Source organism: Mesorhizobium sp. P2_E10, from assembly GCF_056404235.1.
The window spans coordinates 12,337-33,331 of sequence record NZ_JBFUEK010000028.1 but is presented as its reverse complement, the minus strand read 5'-3'; the positions used below and the strand labels follow the sequence as shown (position 1 = coordinate 33,331).

General features: G+C 57.0%; 17 protein-coding genes. 11 read left to right on the top strand and 6 right to left on the bottom strand.

Annotation, left to right across the window (positions count from 1 at the left end):
* From AC1D0N_RS30765 to AC1D0N_RS30745, 5 genes are all read right to left on the bottom strand, one after another.
* Positions 1-537: formyltransferase family protein (locus AC1D0N_RS30765; RefSeq protein WP_477250269.1), on the bottom strand; the 537-nt coding region annotated here is incomplete at its 3' end.
* Positions 538-661: 124 nt separating this feature from the next.
* Positions 662-2,071: an aldehyde dehydrogenase family protein gene (locus AC1D0N_RS30760; protein ID WP_477250267.1), complete on the bottom strand. Its 1,410-nt coding sequence runs from the start codon at positions 2,069-2,071 to the stop codon at positions 662-664.
* Between the two features lie 166 nt (positions 2,072-2,237).
* A complete protein-coding gene (locus AC1D0N_RS30755; RefSeq protein WP_477250265.1) occupies positions 2,238-3,641 on the bottom strand; it encodes an aminotransferase in 1,404 nt (467 codons plus the stop codon).
* Positions 3,642-3,774: 133 nt separating this feature from the next.
* The gene (locus AC1D0N_RS30750; RefSeq protein ID WP_477250264.1) at positions 3,775-5,136 is read right to left on the bottom strand and encodes an ArgE/DapE family deacylase; all 1,362 of its coding nucleotides are present in this window, start codon (positions 5,134-5,136) and stop codon (positions 3,775-3,777) included.
* Between the two features lie 100 nt (positions 5,137-5,236).
* Complete coding sequence (locus AC1D0N_RS30745; RefSeq protein WP_477250262.1) at positions 5,237-6,526, bottom strand: M24 family metallopeptidase; 1,290 nt, start codon at positions 6,524-6,526, stop codon at positions 5,237-5,239.
* Positions 6,527-6,876: 350 nt separating this feature from the next.
* On the opposite strand from AC1D0N_RS30745, the gene eutB reads away from it, so the two are divergent.
* The 3 genes from eutB (at position 6,877) to AC1D0N_RS30730 (ending at position 10,185) form a co-directional block, all read left to right on the top strand.
* Positions 6,877-7,887, top strand: coding sequence for a hydroxyectoine utilization dehydratase EutB (gene eutB / locus AC1D0N_RS30740; RefSeq protein ID WP_477250260.1), 1,011 nt, complete (start codon positions 6,877-6,879; stop codon positions 7,885-7,887).
* Positions 7,880-8,869 carry a cyclodeaminase gene (locus tag AC1D0N_RS30735; protein WP_477250259.1) on the top strand — a complete coding sequence of 330 codons (990 nt, stop codon included), beginning with the start codon at positions 7,880-7,882 and terminating at the stop codon, positions 8,867-8,869. The genes eutB and AC1D0N_RS30735 overlap by 8 nt, the downstream gene beginning before the upstream one ends.
* A gap of 530 nt (positions 8,870-9,399) precedes the next feature.
* A complete protein-coding gene (locus AC1D0N_RS30730; RefSeq protein WP_477250257.1) occupies positions 9,400-10,185 on the top strand; it encodes a maleate cis-trans isomerase family protein in 786 nt (261 codons plus the stop codon).
* 422 nt (positions 10,186-10,607) lie between these two features.
* On the opposite strand, the gene AC1D0N_RS30725 is transcribed toward AC1D0N_RS30730, so the two are convergent.
* On the bottom strand, positions 10,608-11,279 hold the full coding sequence (locus tag AC1D0N_RS30725; RefSeq protein WP_477250256.1) for a GntR family transcriptional regulator: 672 nt from the start codon (positions 11,277-11,279) through the stop codon (positions 10,608-10,610).
* A 240-nt stretch (positions 11,280-11,519) separates the two neighbouring features.
* Here AC1D0N_RS30725 and AC1D0N_RS30720 point away from each other — a divergent pair, with 240 nt between their 5' ends.
* From AC1D0N_RS30720 to AC1D0N_RS30685, 8 genes are all read left to right on the top strand, one after another.
* Positions 11,520-12,596 (top strand): ABC transporter substrate-binding protein, encoded by a 1,077-nt coding sequence (locus tag AC1D0N_RS30720; RefSeq protein WP_477250254.1) that lies wholly within the window; start codon positions 11,520-11,522, stop codon positions 12,594-12,596.
* Between the two features lie 102 nt (positions 12,597-12,698).
* Entirely contained in the window at positions 12,699-13,553 is an 855-nt protein-coding gene (locus AC1D0N_RS30715; RefSeq protein ID WP_477250252.1) for an ABC transporter permease, read from the top strand.
* Positions 13,554-13,563: 10 nt separating this feature from the next.
* Positions 13,564-14,385: an ABC transporter permease gene (locus AC1D0N_RS30710; protein WP_352904199.1), complete on the top strand. Its 822-nt coding sequence runs from the start codon at positions 13,564-13,566 to the stop codon at positions 14,383-14,385.
* A gap of 12 nt (positions 14,386-14,397) precedes the next feature.
* Positions 14,398-15,486, top strand: a complete 1,089-nt coding sequence (locus AC1D0N_RS30705) for an ABC transporter ATP-binding protein (RefSeq protein WP_477250250.1) — start codon at positions 14,398-14,400, stop codon at positions 15,484-15,486.
* 158 nt (positions 15,487-15,644) lie between these two features.
* On the top strand, positions 15,645-16,901 hold the full coding sequence (locus AC1D0N_RS30700; RefSeq protein WP_477250249.1) for a sarcosine oxidase subunit beta family protein: 1,257 nt from the start codon (positions 15,645-15,647) through the stop codon (positions 16,899-16,901).
* A 9-nt stretch (positions 16,902-16,910) separates the two neighbouring features.
* The gene (locus AC1D0N_RS30695) at positions 16,911-17,177 is read left to right on the top strand and encodes a sarcosine oxidase subunit delta (RefSeq protein WP_477250247.1); all 267 of its coding nucleotides are present in this window, start codon (positions 16,911-16,913) and stop codon (positions 17,175-17,177) included.
* On the top strand, positions 17,174-20,137 hold the full coding sequence (locus AC1D0N_RS30690; RefSeq protein ID WP_477250245.1) for a sarcosine oxidase subunit alpha family protein: 2,964 nt from the start codon (positions 17,174-17,176) through the stop codon (positions 20,135-20,137). The genes AC1D0N_RS30695 and AC1D0N_RS30690 overlap by 4 nt, the downstream gene beginning before the upstream one ends.
* Complete coding sequence (locus AC1D0N_RS30685) at positions 20,130-20,684, top strand: sarcosine oxidase subunit gamma (RefSeq protein WP_477250243.1); 555 nt, start codon at positions 20,130-20,132, stop codon at positions 20,682-20,684. Before AC1D0N_RS30690 ends, AC1D0N_RS30685 begins: the two co-directional genes overlap by 8 nt.
* Positions 20,685-20,995 lie beyond the last annotated feature (311 nt).

Genomic DNA, 20,995 nt, shown 5'->3' with positions numbered 1-20,995 from the left:
GCACATGGCATCGGAAAGAACCTGCATGTAGCGGGCAAGCACGATCAGGTCGGTATCGGTCTGCTCGACGATGTCGAGGATCTGGGCTTCTGCCTGCGGCTTGTTCTCCTTGCTCACCTTGATGTGGTGAAAGGGAATGTCGTGGTTGACCACGACCTTCTGGTATTCRAAATGGTTTGAAACGACGCCAACGATGTCGATAGGCAGGGCGCCTATCTTCCAGCGGTAAAGCAGGTCGTTGAGGCAATGGCCGAAGCGCGACACCATCAGCAGCACCTTCATGCGCTTGGTGGCATCGCGGATCTCAGCATCCATCGCAAACTTTTCGGCGATCGGCTGAAGGCCTTTCACCAGGTCGGCCTGGCCGACACCTTCCTCAGAGATGAAGGAGACGCGCATGAAAAACCTGCCCGTGTCGAGATCGTCCAACTGCGAACTATCGACAATGTTACAGCCCTGGCCGGCCAGGAGAGTCGCAATCGCAGCAACGATACCGCGAGTCGATTTGCATGAAACAGTGAGTACGTAGTGCGTCATCTTTAAATTCACTTTGTTGAATACTGAGCATTTTACTCGCAATGGCATGCCTCAGAACAGTCGAATACTGCTGGTACAAATGGAGCTTCTCCTGAACGCCAATCTCGCTTTTTGGGCCCGGAGATTAACCGCGATTGATGCAAACCACTTTAGGCTGAGTCATCTCCTCGTAGGCAAATCGAACGCCTTCCCTGCCCATGCTGCCGTATTTGAAGCCCCCGAAGGGCATGGCATCGAAGCGATAGTCCGACGAGTCGTTGATCATTACGCCGCCTGCCTCGATCTTTTTTGCCGCCTCAAGCGCGGCAGAGAGATTGTTGGTGAATATGCCGGCATGCAGGCTGTATTCGGGACCGTTGGCCATCTCGATGGCCTCCTCAAGCGTGTCGAATGGAGCAAGCATCACGACGGGCGCGAACACTTCCTCTTGCCATAGCCGGCAGGTCTGAGGCGTGCCTTCCAGCACAGTCGGATCGTAGACTGAGCCCTCGCGGCGGTGTCCGCACAACAATTTCGCACCCGCGTCAATGGCTTCATTGACTGCCGTCTCGGCGCGTTCCGCTGCCTCTCTGCAGATCATCGGTCCAACGTCGGTATCCTCGCGTGACGGATCGCCTGCCTTCAACTTTTTCGCTAGCTCGACAAAGGCATCGCGGTACCGCTCATAAAGTGCCGCCTGCACCAAAATGCGCTGGGCGCCGATGCAATTCTGTCCGGCCGCCCAGAACGCGCCGGAGACCGAGCGTTCGACCGCTTTGTCGAAGTCGCAATCATTCATGACGATGACGGGCGCATTGCCACCGAGTTCCATCGCCAGTTTCTTGAGCCCTGCCGAGCGACTGATTGCCTCTCCGGTTGCAAATCCGCCGGTGAACGACACCATGCGAACGTCGCGGGCGGCGACCAGGGCCTTGCCGAGATCGGTACCGCCCACCGCGACAGTGATTACCTCTTGCGGCAAACCGGCTTCGCGTAGCGCTTCGACGAGGTTGATCGCCGAAAGCGGCGTCAGCTCTGAAGGCTTCAACAGCACGGCATTGCCGCCGGCGACCGCGGGACCGAGCTTGTGAGCCACAAGGTTCAGCGGATCATTGTAGGGGGTAATGGCGGTTATGATCCCCAGCGGTTCACGCGTGAACCAACCCTGACGCTGCTCCGATCCAGAATACGCATCGAAGGGCACGATCTCGCCGGCATTGCGCTTTGCTTCCTCAGCCGAGAGCTTCAGCGTATTGACGCAACGCAGGACCTCTTTGCGCGCCTGAACAATGGTCTTTCCAGCTTCCCGGACGATGGTATCGGCGAAGGCGTCGCGACGGCGCTCGACAATCTTTGCAGCATCTTCAAGGATGCTCGCGCGCCGGTGCCTTGGCAGGCTGCGCGAAAGCCCGGCTCCGCGTCCGGCGCGTGTCAAAAGTTCGCCGATTTCGCTTGCATCCGTAGCGTCGACCGTACCCACAAGCGACCCGTCATAGGGGCTGTACACGGGTATGGGCGCCAGGCCGGTCGTGATGTGCAGTTGGGCAGCGGTCATAGGCGAGCTTCTTCTTCCCTAATGATGCGTCGCATGCGCGACTGCTAAGTTCTTGGTCGGAGCAAAGGTTCTGGGACCTACCCCACGCCCTCTCCTCACTTGATGCATCGGTTGATTGCTACCTGAACGTTTGCGATGGCGGCCGCGCCGCTTCGGCTGTCCTCTTTCAGATCTTCTGGCCGTCGCGAGCGAGTTCGTCCATGACGGAGCGAACGGCGCTTTCGGCGATTGCAACGATCTCTTCGACTTCTGACTTGGTTGTTACGAGCGGCGGCGCAAAGCCCAGAATATCCCCATGCGGCATGGCACGAGCGATAAGACCACGGTCGCGGGCTGCCTTGGAAATTCGCGCACCAACCTTCAGCGACGGGTCGAAACGTTTCTTGCTGTCGCGATCGGCTACGAATTCTATTGYGCCCATTAGGCCGACGCCTCGCACTTCGCCGACGATCGGCAACTGGGCGAATTTTTCCTTCAGCTGCGCTTGGAAAAATGCTCCAACGTCACGCGCGTTGCCAGGGAGGTCTTCTTTCTCGACGATGTCGAGAACCGCGTTGGCCGCGGCGGCGCCGATCGGATGACCCGAGTAGGTATAGCCATGTGAGAATGCGCCAACCCTGTCAGCGCCGTCTTCCATCACCTTATAGACCTTCTCGCCAACGATCGCCGCGGAGAGCGGGAAGTAGGCAGAGGTTAGACCTTTTGCGACGGTAATCAGATCGGGCTCGATGCCGTAATGCTGCGAGCCGAACATGGAGCCGGTGCGGCCAAAGCCGGTGATCACTTCGTCGGCGATGATGAGTACGTCGTGCTTTCTCAGGACGGCCTGGATAGCCTCCCAATACCCCTCGGGCGGAGGCGTGATGCCGCCGGTGCCGAGCACAGGCTCAGCGATGAAGGCGCCTACACTGTCGGGACCCAGACGTTCTATCAGCTGATCGAGCTCGGCGGCTCGTCGCGCGGAAAATTCGCGTTCGGTCTCCCCCGGGGTTGCACCCCAGTAGTGATGAGGCGCGCCGGTATGGACGATCTGCGGCAGCGGCAGGTCCATATGGTCGTGATAGAAGCTCATGCCTGTCATCGAGCCGGAGACGACGCTGCAGCCGTGATAGCCGCGCTCACGCGAGATGATCTTCTTTTTGTCCGGCTTGCCGCGCAGGTTGTTGTAGTACCAAACGAGCTTGGCCTGGGTCTCGTTGGCGTCCGAGCCGGACATGCCATAGAAAACCTTGCTCATCTTGCCCGGCGCCATCTTCACGAGGCGATCCGAGAGGATCGCAAGTTCATCGGTCGTATGCGCCGCGTAGGAATGATAGTAGGCAAGGCGATAGGCTTGGCGCGAGATCGCCTCCGCGACTTCGGTGCGGCCGTAGCCGACGTTGACGCAGTAAAGCCCTGCAAAGCCGTCGATCAGGTGGTTGCCGTGCGCATCCTGGATGCGAATGCCCTTGCCCGTCTCGACGATGGTCGGTTCGCCCAGCTTGCCGGTCGCAAAGTCCTTCAGCTGTGTGAAAGGATGCAGGACAGAGTTGCGGTCCTTTTCGCTGATATCCTTGATGTTGATGGTCATTTGAACTCCCTTTTGCTGCCGCATCTGCGACGAATATTTCTGGTCTCTGAACTGTGGCCGAGCGAGACAAGTGGATCAGAAAGCATGGACAGGGCTGGAAACTTCGGTCGGAAGCATGCTCTGCCTACCCGGGCTACACGTGCTCCGCTCGAGCCTCTACTCCACACCAGGCTGCGGCAAACAAAGCGATGGCCTTTGTAACCCGCAACAGCGACGGCAAGCTCACTCGCTCATCAACAGCATGGATGTGTTCGGCAACTGGCCCGTAAACCAGGCTGGTCATGCCGCCGTGCAAGGCAAAGACAGCTGCGTCGAGATAGCAAGGCATTACGAAGCGTTGAAGTTCCCTTTCGGAATTGTCAGCGAGGGTGTGCGCCTTTGCCAGCAGTGCTTCTGCGTCGCTTCCTGAAGCAAGAACATATCCACCCTGCTTGACGCCGACCCATTCAATCTCAGGCTCGGGGCATCCTTTCAGTTGTGGGTCGTTCAGAAATGCATTTTTGAGAAAGTTCTCAAACCTTACGGCGCGCGCCTCTGGCATCTCGCCAGGGTAGAAGCCAATGCGGCCTTCAAAACGGCACTCGCTTGGTACCGAGGCGAGCCACTCGCCTCCCGATATCGTGCCGATTGTCAAAGCTATTGGATTGTCGACGCCGGCGAAATCGGGCTGAGATATGGGTCGCTCCGCGATCCACTCTTGTTCGAGCTGGCGCAGATGTACCATAGTCCGAATTGCGATGTCGATTGCGCTCCTACCGGTGGCGACCTCGAATGGGTGAGCCGGAATCCCTTGGACTGTGACAGCAAATTTCATGACGCCGGTATTCGCGCTGACAAGCTTCTCATCGGTGGGCTCCGAAATGAGAATTGCATCAGCGCGGAAACCCTCTGCAAGAACCATTGCCGCTCCGTTGCCCGTGGTCTCTTCTTCAATGACTGACTGAAATTGGACCGCCCCCTTCAGGCCAAAGCCTGCGGCTGCAAGCGCGTCGAGGGCGAAAAGGTTTGCAGCCAAGCCCGCTTTCATGTCACCGGCACCACGGCCATAAAGCCAATCCCCGTCGCGAGTGGCCGAAAACGGCTCATATTTCCATCGGGCGCTTGTGCCGACTGGCACCACATCGACATGTGCGTTCAGGGCCAGAGACCTGCCGCCTTCTAGTGCTGGCCGCTTCGAGCCAACCACAATGGTAGAATCTTTGAGGTCAAATCTGGTCGGTGAGAAAGCCGGATCCTTGCCGATGCGAGCTGGATCGATCGCGAAGCTGCGAACGTCATAGCCGCGTGCTTCGAGCGCGCTGGAGACAATTTTCTGAACAACAGCTTCATTGCCTCGAAGCGAGGCCGCACGCACCAACTGTGTCAAAAAATCGAGCTGCTCATCGAAGCGGTTCTCAACCGCCTTGATGATGCGCTCGATATCCGCGGGCCCCAATGGAGACTTGTCGAGTGCAACCTCACCAGCGGGATGTCGCAAAGATGTGGGATCGTTCACGTTCGCTCTCCTTAAGTCTTAATAGAATGTATCGCAGCCCTATGCGCAGCAGCTAACGTTTGCCATAAAATTCTAGTTTTCTTGCCTATACTTGGTCCGATCACAGTACCACGACATCGCGTGATGCCGTGGTTAGACGTTCGCCTCCACTTTCACCCACCAACACCGTGTCCGAAACGAAGTAGTCTCCTCGGCCGCAGCCGAGCAACCAGGATAATTGGTGGAACACCATATTGCATTCCAGGACCAGATCGCTCTCGGGGTGCATGCTGACGACACCGATGCCGCCAGTCCACGTCGGCGGGAACGCGATACCTACGGCGTAGCCACAATGATGTCGGCGATAATGCGTCAATCCAGCTTCGTCGATGACGGACTGCCAAGCATTGTAGACATCGGCGCCGGTGGCGCCCGGCCGCATCGCCTCGAGAACACGGTCCTGTGCTGCAATGCAGATTTCCGCTAGTTCGTGCGTGCCCGCGGGCGCCTTCCCTGCGAATGCCAACCTTCCCATAGGCGCGTGGTAACGACCGACACATCCGGCCATCTCCAAAAGAAGCTGCTCGCCCTGGCCGATGGCGCGGTCGGTCCATACCTCGTGTTCATAAGGCAGCCGCTCGCCGGACCGAATGAAGGGACCGAAGCCGACGTACTCACCGCCGATTTCGAACATCCGTTTATGGACCTCGGCTGCGATAGCCTGCTCGTTAATGCCCACTTTTGCGACTGAAAGCGCCGTCTCCATGCACGCGTCGGAGACGGCGGCGGCTTTTCGAATAGCGAAAACCTCATTGTCGGACTTCACCAGCCGGAACCGCTCGACGAGCCCCGAAATGTCGGACCACTGAACCTCCGGCAGTCCAGCGCGAACGGCAGTGTCGAACGCCGGCGGAAATCCAAGGCTTTCTCCTTGGATCCCTATCGTCGCATCTCCTAGGCCCACACTCTTTAGATGTTCTGCAATGAAGGCCCCGGGCGAAGCTGTATCGGGATATCCTACGAAAAGGGAATTCTTGACTTGGCGATTTACGGTCGTTTGTTCGTGTGCTCGGGCAAACAGGAGCGTCTCGCCATCTGGGCGAACAGCGAGGGCGTGAGGTCCGAAGTATCCCTGGTGGTCTAATCCAGTGAGGTAAAAGATATTTTCCGCGCTCGTGACAATCCCAACATCCATTCCACCTTGGGCGAGGACTTGTTTGACCTGGTTCATCCGTGCATCGAATTCTGATTGCGGGATAAGACTGGCTCGCATCATGATTGTTTTTCCTTCGGGAATTTTAGAGAAATTTGGTCTGCGCTTGCGTAGCAGGCGACCGTACCTGCCAAACGGATCGCTGATGCGCGACAAGCTCGGGCAGTTTGGCGAGGATGTTCTCGCCACGTCCGCCATTTGCATTTTCYCCATTTTCTGACCGACGCCGTTCCTCGCGCACGAGTCGTCAATGAGGAGATGATAAGCTTGACCAAAGGAAAACACAAGCTATATATAGCTGAAATTCAAACTGTGAACATAATCCAAGGAGGACCTTGCTGGTCATTTCTCTTCCCGAGTTAGCCAGCAACGATTGCTCCTAGGGTGGCGCCGCAGAGCAATCGACAAGCGCTGCCGATTCATTTCGCGCCGGGACAAGACCGCGCTGGAGAGAATATGACGTTGCATTTCATAGCCGGGTTGGACAGTCGATTGGAACGGAATCATCGAAGGTATCTGACGGACGAACGCCAAATGGATGCCGCAGAATGAATACGATCTGCCTTCAAGATATCTACCGAGCGCGAAAACGAATTGATGGGCGAGTGAGACGGACTCCGCTGATCGTTTCACCATATTTGTCGGACCTGACTGGAGGCACCGTTCATCTAAAACTGGAGCATCTTCAGACAACTGGAAGCTTCAAGCTGCGGGGAGCAACAAACGCTGTTCTGAGACTGAGGGATGCCGAACGTGCCCGCGGTGTGGTCGGGGTTTCGACCGGCAATCACGGACGCGGCCTCGCCTATGCGGCCAACGAAGCCGGCGTTCGATGCATCATCTGTATGTCTGAACTGGTGCCGTCGAACAAGGTCAAGGGCGTTCGGTCGCATGGTGCCGAAGTTCTGATTGCCGGCCGGTCGCAGGACGACGCTCAAGTTGAGGTCGACCGCCTTGTCGAGGCAGAAGGCATGATCATGTTGCCTCCTTTTGACCATCCTGACGTCATCGCTGGTCAGGGAACCTTAGGTCTGGAGATTCTTGCGGATTGTCCCGAAGTCGAGACGGTTTTGATCCCACTGTCGGGTGGCGGTCTCTTAGCCGGTGTCGCGCTCGCGTTGAAATCCGCAAACCCATCGATTCGTGTCGTCGGCATCTCGATGGAACGGGGTGCTGCGATGATCGAGAGCCAGCGCGCGGGCAAGCCAATTTTTGTGGAGGAACTGCCCACACTCGCCGATGCGCTCGGCGGCGGCATTGGGCTCGACAATCGCTACACGTTCGACATGGTTCGCGATCTCGCAGACGAGTTGATCACGGTGACGGAGAGAGAAATCGCTAACGCGGTTCGCCACTCTTACTGGTCAGAAAAACAGGTTATCGAAGGATCGGGCAGCGTCGGCATCGCCGCACTTCTCGCAGGCAAGATCGGTAAACCTGGCATCTGTGTCTCCCTGGTCACAGGCTGCAATCTCGACATGGCACTGCACAAGCGGCTCATCGACGGCGAGGTCGGCGACATTGCGGCTGCGGCAGAAGGAGGAGCGGAAAATGGCTGATATCAAGATCCTCACGGAGGCCGAGTTGCGCCGAGTCGTTGCTCTTGATCCCGACGCGGTGGAATGTGTCGAGAACGCCTTCAAACTTCTCGCGACACGGGACGTCGTGATGCCTCCCATTCTCAGCTTTCATGTTGCCGAACATAACGGCGAGGTGGACGTGAAAACCGCATACGTGCCGGGAATTGAGAGTTTCGCGATCAAAATGAGCCCCGGCTACTTCGATAATCCAAAACTCGGACTACCAAGCGTAAGTGGCCTGATGATACTGTTTGCCGCCCGCACGGGCATGGTCGAGGCAATCCATCTCGATAACGGCTATCTGACCGACATCCGCACTGCAGCCGCGGGCGCGGTCGCCGCCAAATGGCTTTCGCGGCCTGACTCGCATGTCGCGGGCATACTCGGAAGCGGTACACAAGCTCGCCTGCAGTTGGAGGCCCTCACACTTGTCCGCGATATCCAGGAAGCTGTCATTTGGGGGCGTGATCCGAAGAAAGCACGGCAATGCGCCGACGATTGCCGGCAAAAGCTGGGTATAGACGTGCGGACCGGGACCATCGACGACGTGATGACCGCAGCCGACATCGTTGTCACCACGACCCCCTCCCGGATTCCATTGATCCATGGGTCGCAGCTGAGACCTGGCCAGCACGTGACAGCAATGGGAACCGATGCGGATTACAAGACGGAGCTTGCTCCCGACGTGATCCCCGCCGCCAGCCGATACATTTGCGACAGCTTGGCGCAATGCCGGCGGCAAGGAGAACTCCGACCCGCGATAGCCGCAGGAACCGTGACCACCAATACCGATTTTCCGGAGCTTGGCCAGGTCATCGCCGGTCGAGAGCCAGGCCGTAGATCCGACGACGACATAACAGTTTGCGATCTCACCGGGACCGGCATCCAGGACACCGCGATCGCAGCCTTCGCATTCGAGCGCGCACTCCGTCTCGATGCAGGAACCATCATCTCAAATTAGTGCCATTTTCACGGTGTGCTGACTGGTTGACCCACAGCCAGTGCAGGGTGGACCGTGAGCGGGCGTCTCAGGTGGAGATGAAGGAGGCTATTTCCAGCAAATTCGCAATCCCCGGGCAGGCGAGTTGGCTCAACATGTTAGGATCGCCGCTTGCCAACTGCCAGAAATGCCGCCAACGCTCAATTCAACTATACCCGAGCCAGATGAGCCGAGCCTATCCGCAAAGGGAGTGGGAACTCTGCGAAGCGATTTCGCAGCGTTCCGGATGTTCGTCCCAAATGGAGAGATAGTCCGGGAATTCGAAAACGCTGGCGACAACAGCGTTCGCAACTTATTGCGTCGCGACCGTAGGCATGCTCCCCCATCGACACTCGGGATTAGGAATCGAAAGCTAGGGCACCGCCCCCAGTCCTTTTCTAGGGATAAATTTAAGCTGTATATAGCTTGTATTTTACCCGAGGGGAGCTTATGATCCTCGCTTACCGTGAGCGAGACGCACGGCATCCATCAAACAATAAGAGGGAATGCAAATGGCGGAAGCGGCGAGAACCCAGATGGCTCTGACAGTTGCCTCGGAAAAATGGGTACCAGAGTTCGACAATGGGCGTGCATGGCGCACTAGGATCGGCTTTGTCCTGATTTCAAGTGACCACCTGATTGAAGAAGACATGATGCGCATGGCGCCGGAAGGCGTCTGTGTCCACTTCACCCGTTCGCACATGCCGATAGGCTGCACCGTAGAAAACTTAGCAGCGATGGAAAGCGGATTGGCGGCATCTGCGGCGGACTTGATGCCGGAATTCGAGGTTCCCGTAATCTGCTATGCCTGCACGTCGGGGACCGCTGTAATGGGGGAAGAAGCAGTCGTCCGTGAATTGAAGCGGGCCAATCCTGATAGGCAGGCGACGACGCTCCTGACCGGTGTTGTCGAGGGGCTTCGCGCCATATCAGCCCAAAAGATCGTGATGGGTACGCCCTACACGGATGACGTAACGTCGGTCGTTGCGCAATACATGCAAAAGAGCGGTTTCGAGCTCCTGAATGTTCAGGGGCTAAATCTGGTTTACGACAAGGATATTACAAGGGTGACACCGGCATACATTCGTGAGTTCGCCAAGGCGATCGATCACCCGGACGCAGATGCGATCTTCTTGAGCTGCGGTGGCTTCCGCGCCATTGATGTTATTGACCAGATAGAGCAAGACACGGGCAAGCCTGTGATTACCAGTAACCAGGGGATGATGTGGAACTGCCTGCGCCTGGCAGGAATCAGCGATCAATTCGACGGGTACGGACGCCTGCTGCGCGAGCACTGACAATCCCGCGACAATCTCGCGAAAAGCGACAATAATGCGAGGCGATCTATCCCGGAGAACTTGACCCAAGATCAGGCAAACCGTAAGCGTCGCGGCCGATCTAACCCAGCTACCGTCTGAATCAGATTCGCTTGCCCATGGCCGTCACTTCGTGCATCGGTTTTCTGCGAATAAGGTCACACCGAGTTCCGCTTAGAAAAGCCTGCCGCATTGCCGGCGACCCGAAACAGATCAAAAGAGCGCGCGAACAACTCTTTCGCCCGAAGCGATGGGGGAGGATCGTTTCGTGCTGTCTCGTTGAGAGTCCCGAACCTTGGCTCGCAGGGTCATGAAACACATTGGTATCTCTCCAGCACCTCTCTCGGGCCGTTCCGCGTTCACTCGCTTCTCTTCGCGGTTGGGGCTTGAGCCCTCGCATGGGGTCAGTCGCTCGAAATATAGCGGCTGACTTTCTTCAGCATCCAGCGTAGATACGTCGCCCTCACCTTACCGAACGTGCCGAGATCACTGGACGCCAGAGCGGCCGAAAGGCCTTTTAATTCGCCCAACAGCTCTTCCACAACGTCGTCCCAGTCAAGATTCGGCAAGAACGTATACCAGATCCGGGCGACCCGGTAGTACAGCAGGTCCGTGATTTCGCGCATCGGTGCGCTGCCAATGAGATCACAGATCAGAGCTGAAAGGTCGTTAGCCAGATGCGCATAGCCCTCGATGTCCCGCCGACCGCGAAGGTCCTCAGCTCGCGCGATGAGCTCATCGAGGGTCTCCCGGTGCCGATCCGTGGCCCAGTTCGGGGACAATGATCCCATTGTCTCCGCAAGAAGAATTCGAAGGTCATAAATGTCCTTGAATGTCTTCATATCGATGTCGGTGACGCGCGTGCCGACTCCATTACGAATCTCAAGTAACCCTTCATAACTGAGCTGTTGTAGTACCCGCCGTAGCGGCGTCCGACTGACGCCGAACTCCGTCGCGAGTTGCGTCTCATTGATCATCATACCAGGAGGATAATGTAATATGCTAATCCGCTGCCGAATAATCTCATACATGGATCGCTGGCGTTCATCGGCACTTAGCTTAGTGGGTTTATTCATTGTTCCAATTTAGCTCCGTCTGTCTCTTGGCAAAAACACATCATCGACTACATGGCAATGATTCATCCCCTGGTCTTCTAGAAACGTGCCATCTGCACGCGACGCGAGCCCGGAATCTCTCATTGACAAATGCTGCATCGTAGCTGTATATAGGTGGTGCTCCGCCAATGCGAACATAGCCATGCAACAGGAGCCATCGCAAGGACCAAATTCAGAAGCGTCCAAACAGGGGAACAGCAAATGACAAAATTCTCGCGAAGGAACTTCATCAAGACGAGTTTTGCCGGAGGTGCGGCGCTAGCCGCAGCACAATTGACCGGACCGTTTATTGGCAAGGCTCGCGCAGCGGATTCGCTTTCCGTGGTTGAATGGGGCCCACCCTTCATCGACCACACCAAGGCGCTTGCGGCTGAATGGGGCAAGGCGTCGATCGACTGGACACTGCATGCCGGCGGAGCGGCGTCGATTTTGCCAAAGATCAAGGCGGCCTGGCCGAATCCCCCCTACGACGTTGTTGATAATTGGAGTCCGGTCTTCCAATCGATGATCCGAGAAGATTGGGCGGAAACCGTCACCATCGAAGACTGCCCGAACCTGGCGGATGTCCCCGAAGGGCTTATCCCTAAAGATGCGAACGGCAATTGGAAGGTGGTTCCGCGGGGATCGAGCGGGATCTTTTTCACCTACGTTCCTGAAAAGTGCCCGATCGAGATCAAGTCGATTGAGGACCTGTTGAATCCGAAGCTGAAAGGCCAAATTCTCTGGCCAAACCCGACATTGAACACAAACCTGCAGGTCGTAGCCCTGGCGATGGCCCGCGGCGGCGATCAATTCAACCTGGAGCCAGGGTGGGAATTCCTAAAGGAACTCGCGAAGTCCGGCAACATCGGGCGCGTAGCGGCGACAACCTCGGACCTGATCACATCGCTGGATACCGGCGAAACCTCAGTGACCTGCATCGACCAGGGCACGTTCTCGGGGATCAAGGGCGTGAAGGCCGTCCCACTGACTAAGACGAACAAGGATTTGAAAACGTTCCTGTTCGTGTCGGGGTGGGTGATCTTGAAGAGCTCCAAAAACAAGAAACTGGCATTTGACTTCGCCAACTACATGATCGGCAAAGATGCCAGCGAGCGCTATGGCAAGGACGTGGGCGAAGTCCCCGTCAACTCAAAGGCGAAGCAGACCCTCGAATATCTTCATTTCTCCCCTGTGGAAATTAAGGAATTTGTGGTCGTGCCGGATTGGGATCACCTTGGCAAGGAACTCGATGGTTGGAACAAGCGCTGGGAGCAGGACATCGTCCAGCTTTTGTGACGTCGTTTTTTAACTTAATAATCTTCCCATGACGCACTGGCGTCGGGCGCCATTCTGCGCCCGACGGCTTTTTKTCGATCGCAATGGGACTGGAACCTGCTGATGAAGTCTTCACGTAGCTCCGCGCTGTTACTGCTGCCAKGATTCGCCTTATTCCTGGGCTTTCTGCTCTTCCCGCTCGTGAATGTTCTCGACGAGAGTTTTCGCCTTTACGAACCGGGCCGGATCGGCTCGGCCAAGGATGCCCCATATACGTTGTTTAACTACGCTGAGATCCTGACGCCATCGTATTTGAGGTATTTTGCCGAAACGTTCAAATTCGGTATTTTATCATCGCTGATCGCCCTCGTCGTCGCGTTTCCGATTGCTTACTCAGTCGCCAGGCAGCCTTCGCCCCTGCTAAGGAAGCTCGCCATTGGCTTTCTCATAGGCATGATGTTCCTGAGTACATTGGTGCGCGTCAATGCGCTCCAACTGACATTCGGGCCCACCGGTTATGGTCAGCTCCTGTCGGGTCTCCTGAATGTGTCGGCGAATGGCCGTTTCTATACAGAATTGGTCGTTATTTTCGGTCTATTGCACTATTTGATCCCGATTTCGGCTCTTACATTGTTGGGAACGATACAAAACCTAAACCCTAGACTAGTAGATGCATCGCAAGTACTTGGCGCTTCGCGGCTAAGGTCGCACCTTTCGATAACCCTGCCGCTCTGCATGCCCGGACTGCTGTCGGCTTTCATGATTTGCTTTACACTATGCCTCAGCGCATTCGTCGTTCCGATGATTCTCGGAAAAGGCAAGGTGCTGTTTGTCTCCAATCTCATTTATTCACGCTTCAGCGAGATCGCCAATTATCCGAGTGGTTCCGCCGTCGCGATCACCATGCTTATCGTGGCGCTGAGTACAATCTACGGAATAACGTGGATGGTTTCGAAGCGATACGGCAACCTCAGGTAAGGCCGGTCCTGTGAAACGCTATGTCGATAATGCCGCAACCTGGCTGAGCGTCGCCAACATCGTCGTTGTATTGGTGTTCCTCATTTTTCCAATCGCCGTTGCCGTGACGATGTCGTTCGATGCCCGGGAGTATCTGGGCCGGTTTCCGCCGCCGGAATACTCCCTTCGGTGGTACAAGCATTTCTTTTCTGACGACTACTATCTAACCGGATTGGCAACCAGTCTCCGGTTGGCACTCATCACAACCATTGTCTCCACAACGGCGGGCGTCAGCGCCGCTATTGCCCTTGACCGCTATGCAGGTCCTGGCAAGCAGGCCTTGGAATCGCTTTTCCTATCGCCGCTCATCGTTCCTGCCGTCGTGATCGGTTTTGCGCTCCTGCTGTTTTTCGCCAACATCGGTGTGTTCGACGGGTTCACGCGACTGCTCGGCGGGCACATCATCATCACGTTTCCCTACACGGTCCGCACGACGCTTGCTGGCCTGGTTGGAATCCGAAAAACCTTGACTGAAGCTGCCATGAGTCTTGGCGCCACCGAACGTCGGGCATTCTGGGACATCACCTTTCCGCTCGCCCGCACCGGCATTGTCGCGGGAGCGGTCTTCGCGTTCGCCTTCTCCATGGACGATGTTGCGGTGAGTTTGTTCCTCACATCGCCAGACACGTACACCCTGCCTGTCGCGATGGTGAGCATGATGCGAACGAACTTTGATCTAACGATCGCCGCAGCTGCTGTTCTGTTGATGATATTCACCTTCGCCCTGATCCTCGTCCTTGACCGAACAATCGGCCTCGACCGACTGATCGGCAAGGGCGTTTTCAGGTCATAGGAGGCTTCTGAAATGAGTGTTCTTGAACTTTCGCATGTCACCAGGCGCTATGGAGCCTTCCTCGCGGTCGAAAACGTCTCATTCACCGTTGAGAAGGGACAGATTCTGTCGCTGCTCGGCCCTAGCGGATGCGGCAAGACAACGACCTTGCGGCTGATCGCCGGGTTTGAGAATGCCAATGAGGGCGCTGTCATGTTCTCCGGCGTCGATATGAAGGGCAGGCGACCCTACGAGCGCAACGTCGGCCTCTTGTTTCAGGACTATGCCCTGTTTCCGCACATGACGGTCGCCGAGAACGTCGCCTATGGATTGAAGCATCGCAAATTTGAAAAGGCAAAGATCCCGGATCGCGTCGCCGAAATGTTGTCATTGGTCAGACTTAAGGGCTTTGAGGATCGGCGGCCCGGCCAATTGAGCGGCGGTCAGCAGCAACGCGTGGCGCTTGCCCGGGCATTGGCCACAAACCCCGAGGTGGTTTTGCTCGATGAACCGCTATCGGCCCTCGACGCGAAATTGCGCCAGGAACTGCGGTTCGAGCTGAAGGCAATTCTTTCTGCCGTGAACGCCACGACGATCGTCGTCACCCATGACCAGGAAGAAGCCATGAGCCTGGGCGACAGCGTCATTGTCATGAGTGCCGGAAAGATCATGCAGCAAGGGCCGCCGACGGACATCTATGCCAATCCAAAGACGCGCTTTGTCGCCGAGTTCATTGGCCGCTCAAACTGGTTCACCGGTCAGCTCACGAGGAGCGCGAAAGGCATCGCTGAACTCAAAGCCAACGACGGTACCCGGATGTTCGTGCACATGCCCGACAGCAGCCGGAATGACGGCGTGTTTGACGTCTGCGTCAGGCCTGAGCGCATTCGAATTGGGGCAGCTATTGAATCGTCGGGAGACTCGCCCGTCAACAAGATGCGCGGCACGATAAGGGACGTCGCCCACCTTGGGGCCGATCTTCATTTGGTGGTCGAAATCGCAGGCGGTCAACTGCTTGCCGTGACTGAAAAGTACTATGGGCAGGCCCTTGAGAAATCCGGCCACGAGGTCGCAATAACTTTCCTCCCGCAGGACTGCATCGTAGTCCAAAGCGGATCGTAAAAAAGTCAAGCCCCTCGAAAGTTACCAGCTCTTAAACGGAATCAAGCTGTGCGATCGCGTTTGGTAGCTGTCGATCGACACTTTGAAAACCAGATAATACGTATTGAAAACCTTGCCCGCTTCGCCCGAGTCGCGAGAATACATAAACGAGGAGTCGCATGAGCCATTATTCAGCCCTTGCCATATTGCGTCATGGCCTGACTGGCAACAGGCACTGGTCCCGTGCCTGGCGCGATCCTGCACCGAAGCCAAGCTACGACGTGGTCATTGTCGGCGCCGGCGGCCACGGCCTCGCAACAGCTTACTATCTGGCCAAGGAGCATGGCATCCGCAACGTGGCTGTGCTTGAAAAGGGTTGGCTGGGGGGCGGGAATACGGGCCGCAACACCACCATCGTACGCTCGAACTATATGATACCCGGTAACTCGGCGTTCTACGATCGGTCGATGCGGCTATGGGACAACCTCAGTCAAGACTTGAACTACAATGTCATGCTGTCACGGCGCGGCTATTACTTTGTCTTCCACTCGCCCGGTCAGGCGGAAGGCCTGCGGCGCCGCGCCAATGTCATGCTGGCTAACGGCATTGAGGCCGAATTTTTCGACCGCGCCCAAATAATGAAGCGGCTGCCTTTCCTCGACTACTCACCCACGGCCCGGTTCCCGATATACGGGGCATTTCTACAGCCTCGCGCGGGTACGGCGCGTCACGATGCGGTCGCATGGGGGTACGCGCGTGGAGCAGACAAACAGGGTGTCGACATCATCCAGCAGTGCGAGGTAACCAACTACATCTGGGACAACCAAACGATCGTTGGCGTCGAGACGACACGCGGTCCGATTCGCGCCAAAAAGGTCGCCCTGGCGGTGGCCGGTCATACCAGCCATTTGGCGGCAAAAGCCGGGCTTCGTTTGCCGATCGAAACGCACGTTCTCCAAGCTTTCGTCACAGAACCGGTGAAGCCGCTCGTAGACCATGTAATTGTCTATGGTGGGGCGCATTTCTACATCAGCCAGTCCGACAAGGGCGGCTTGGTACTGGGCGGCGATCTCGACGGGTTCAACTCGTATGCCCAGCGCGGGGGGCTGCCCATAGTAGAACACACGCTCCAAAGCGCCAAAGCCCTCATCCCCTCGATCTCGCGTTTACGACTGCTTCGCCAATGGGCCGGGGTCATGGACATGACCATGGATGGTTCGCCGATCATCGGCAAGATGCCAGTCGAAGGGCTCTGGTTAACCGGGGGCTGGAATTACGGCGGGTTCAAAGCGATACCGGGCTCCGGCTACTGTTTCGCATGGACGATCGCGAAGGGCGAGCCGCATCCCGACAATGCGGCATTCACCCTAGAGCGCTTCGAGCGTGGTTACCAAATCGACGAGGCGGGTGCTGGCCCGTATCCGAAAGCTCATTGAGGTTCAATCATGTTGAGAATCCCTTGCCCTGTTTGCGGACTGCGGGACGAAACCGAGTTCAGTTACGGCGAAGATGCAAGTGTTCGCCGCCCGGATATGAACGAGGCCGATCAAAAGGTCTGGCATGACTATGTGTTTATCCGCGACAATCCGCGAGGACCGCACAAGGAATATTGGCATCACGTGAGCGGTTGCAGGCAGTGGATTGTCGTCGATCGAGATACGCTCACTCATGAGATTTTTGGTTCGGCTCTGGCTCGTGAGGTGGCAGCATGACAGCGCGGCGCCTCAAAACTGGGGGGCGGATCGATCGCTCCCGTGAGCTTAGCGTTAAATTCGACGGCAAGTCTCTGCCAGCATATCCTGGCGACACTCTGGCATCCGCTTTGCTAGCCGGCGGGCAGCAGATTGTTGGGCGCAGCTTCAAATACCATCGGCCGCGCGGTGTGGTCGCAGCGGGCGTTGAAGAGCCGAACGCCTTGGTGCATCTCCGCAGTGGTGATCGCCACGAACCCAATGCACAGGCAACGATGGTGGAAGCTTTCGATGGTCTGACGTCGACCCCGCAGAATGTCTGGCCAAGTCTCCAATTCGACGTAGGAGCTGTCAACGGCCTGCTGTCGCGCTTCTTCGGCGCGGGCTTCTACTACAAGACTTTCATCGGCCCCTTTCGAGGGACGAAGTTTTGGATGTTCTGCGAGCATTTCATCCGCAAGGCTGCCGGCATGGGTCAGGCGCCGACTCTTCCGGACCCTGACCACTATGAGAAGATCAATGCTTTCTGCGATCTTCTAATAGTTGGCGCAGGTCCCGCTGGCATTTCGGCCGCCCTTGCAGCTGGCCGCAAGGGCGATAGTGTCTTTTTGGTCGAGCAAGACCGCGACCTCGGCGGATCCCTTCTTAGTGAACCGGTCGGCGCACCTTCCGATGCATGGCTTGCCCAGGCGCGTGCTGAGCTGAGCGACCGTCCTAACGTTCGAATTCTGACGCGAACGACGGCGTTCGGTGCCTATGACTGCGAGGTGTTTGGCCTCGTGGAGCGCGTGCAGGACCACGTGCTTGCACCTGAGCAGGCAAAACCGCGGCAGCGATATTGGGTTGTGCGAGCTAAACGGGCGGTCTTAGCTACCGGAGCCATCGAACGCCCAATGGTTTTTGCCGGAAATGACGTGCCCGGAGTGATGCTCACATCAGCAGTTCGCAGTTACCTCAACCGCTATGCCGTTCTTGCCGGTGAGCGCATTGTCGTCGCAACGAACAATGATAGCGCGTACACGGCTGCCATCGAACTTGCAAAGGCTGGAGCTAAGGTAACGATCTGCGACCTCCGACAGGAAGCGCCGCCGCAATTCGTCGAGAGCGCAAGAAAAGCCGGAATTGATCTGCGATCCGGTCATGCGGTCCTAAAAGTGTCTGGCGGCAAAAGCGTGAAGGTTGCGCACGTCGTTCGCATCAGCCCGGGAGGTAAAATAGAGGGCAACGCTACTCGGATTGCTTGCGATCTCGTTACCGTATCCGGCGGCTGGGCTCCGGCGCTGCACCTTTGGAGCCAGCGATTTGGAAAGCCACAATACAACGAGGAGCTGGACGCGTTTCTTCCACCTGCGGAAAAAGGGACCTTCAGCTGCGTCGGATCGCTTGTCGGCTCTCCGTCGCTCAGGGATACCCTCTCGCAGGGCCATAAAGCTGGTGGGGCCATCGGGAAGGAACCCGCGCTATTTGGCCACGCTGATCACTGGGGCCGCAATCTTGCGCCGCTGACAGTCATTGCCAAGGCGAATGGCCGCACCCCTGGTAAGGCGTTCGTGGATTTCCAGCACGATGTCAAACTGGCAGATATCGATCAGGCCCATCTCGAGGGCTACGTCTCGGTCGAACATCTCAAGCGCTATACCACCTCTGGCATGGCAGCCGACCAAGGCAAGACTTCGAACCTCAATGCGCTCGCCCGCATGGCAGAACTTCGGGGGCTCGCCATCCCTTCCGTCGGCACGACGACCTTCCGCCCACCCTATACTCCGGTGACGATTGGCGCCGTCGTCGGCCATGACCATGGGCTCAATTTTCGTCCGACCAGGCTTACGACGATACATGGCTGGCATCAGGATAACGGTGCGGTCATGATCGAGACAGGCGCCTGGCTACGGCCCTGGTACTATCCGGCCAGAGGTGAAGACATCAACGACGCCTATATTCGCGAAGCCGCGCACGTGCGCGAGCATGTCGGCATCGTAGACGTTTCAACGCTGGGTAAAATCGCGGTGCAGGGACCCGACGCCGCAGAGTTCCTCAATCGAATATACGTGAATGGCTTCAAGACACTTCCGATTGGAAAACTGCGCTACGGCATTATGCTGCGCGAGGACGGCTTCGTCTTTGACGACGGGGCCACAACACGTCTGAGCGAACATGACTACTTCATGACGACCACAACTGCGAACGCCGCGAATGTACTTGCGAGAGCTGAATACCTGCTTCAAACCGCGTGGCGCGATCTCAAGGTGCATGTCACGTCGGTCACAGATCAGTGGTCTGCGATCGCCATCGCCGGTCCGAAATCTCGGGCTCTTGTGACTGCCCTCACCGGGGCAGAACTAAGCAACGATGCCCTGCCGAATAATCATTTTGCGGACGTCACAATTGCTGGAGTGGCTTGCCGCCTGCATCGCATGAGCTTCTCGGGTGAACTTGCCTACGAGCTTTACGTTCCGGCCAAACGTGGCCGCCAAATATGGGAAGCTCTTATTGCGGCCGGCGCTCCATATAATCTCAAGCCCTACGGTCTCGAGGCAATGGGCGCGCTTCGTATCGAGAAGGGTCACATAACGGGCTCAGAAATCGAAGGGCGCACAACCCTGAAGGATCTAGGTCTTGAAGGCTTTGCTTCGAGCAAGAAGCCATTCGTCGGCTCCGTATTGCGAAAGCGTCCGGTGCTCGAAGATCCAGCACGACCTTCGTTGGTGGGGCTGGAAATCGTTGGAGACACAAGCACGCGGGCGGGCTCCCTTTTGTACGCACTGAATGCTCCCACCAAGGGCCATGGAGAGGGGTGGGTTTCTTCGGTAACCTACTCTCCGGCGCTGAAAATGAACATTGCCCTCGCGCTCTTGTCGCGGGGACCAGAGCGATTTGGCGAGACAATCCAAGTGGTCGATTTCGTGGGCAAACAAACGCTACAAGGGAAAGTGGTCTCCCATCATTTCTTCGACCCTGAAGGACATCGCCAGAATGGTTAAGAAACACACGCTGCCGGCAATCGGCACAACCAGCGACTACCTGGCGGTCACAATCAACGAAGTTGAATTGGGCTATCTGACGCAACTTGCCGGATGGGAAGATTTCGATAGGAAGGCAGACGATGCGCTTCGGGCAGAGGGGCTGTCGCTGCCAGGAGGCTATCGCTCATCGGCCCGCCGCGGGCGGACTATAGTTTGGCGCATTGCGCCCGACCGGGCGCTGATCCGGTCGGACACCACTCTCGGCTTGCAAAGCGTCATCGATCTGGCCGTCCTCGATCTCTCGGACGCGCGTGTATGCCTCACGCTCGAAGGACCCGGCGCCAGCGGGCTTTTCAGTCGTGTAACTGCTATCGACTTTGCCGACGCAGCCTTCCCGGTTGGACATTTCGCGCAGACGGCCATTCACCATGTCAGCGTCCTTATCGACCGCTATGGCCGCGACGAATTCACAGTCTTGATCCCAACGACGTTTGCAACGTCGCTGACCAGCTTCTTGGCTGATCACCTCACTACCGAGGAAGCAAACACGCCGGCAAATGAGTAAGATCGCGAAAGGAAGTCACGCTTCAATGGTCCTCTATCTGTCATTCATGCAACTGGCTTCTCGCTGTCTCGTGGCGACGCCGCCGCGCGAGGATCATCCTGTGGACCGCAATCAAAAGAACCGCGGGCCATCTGGCGGCCAAGATGCTGTCGAAACGCAAGCCGCGTTGAATATTCGCGCTCCTAGACCTAAACCAAGTCGAACTAGCGCCGAACTCGAATTGTTCTGTCCGCCCTCGAGGTCCAAACCAGCATTTTGGCAGCATTATTTGCTGCCACTCCTCCAGCGTCTCTCTATCCTATCCGGCTAGT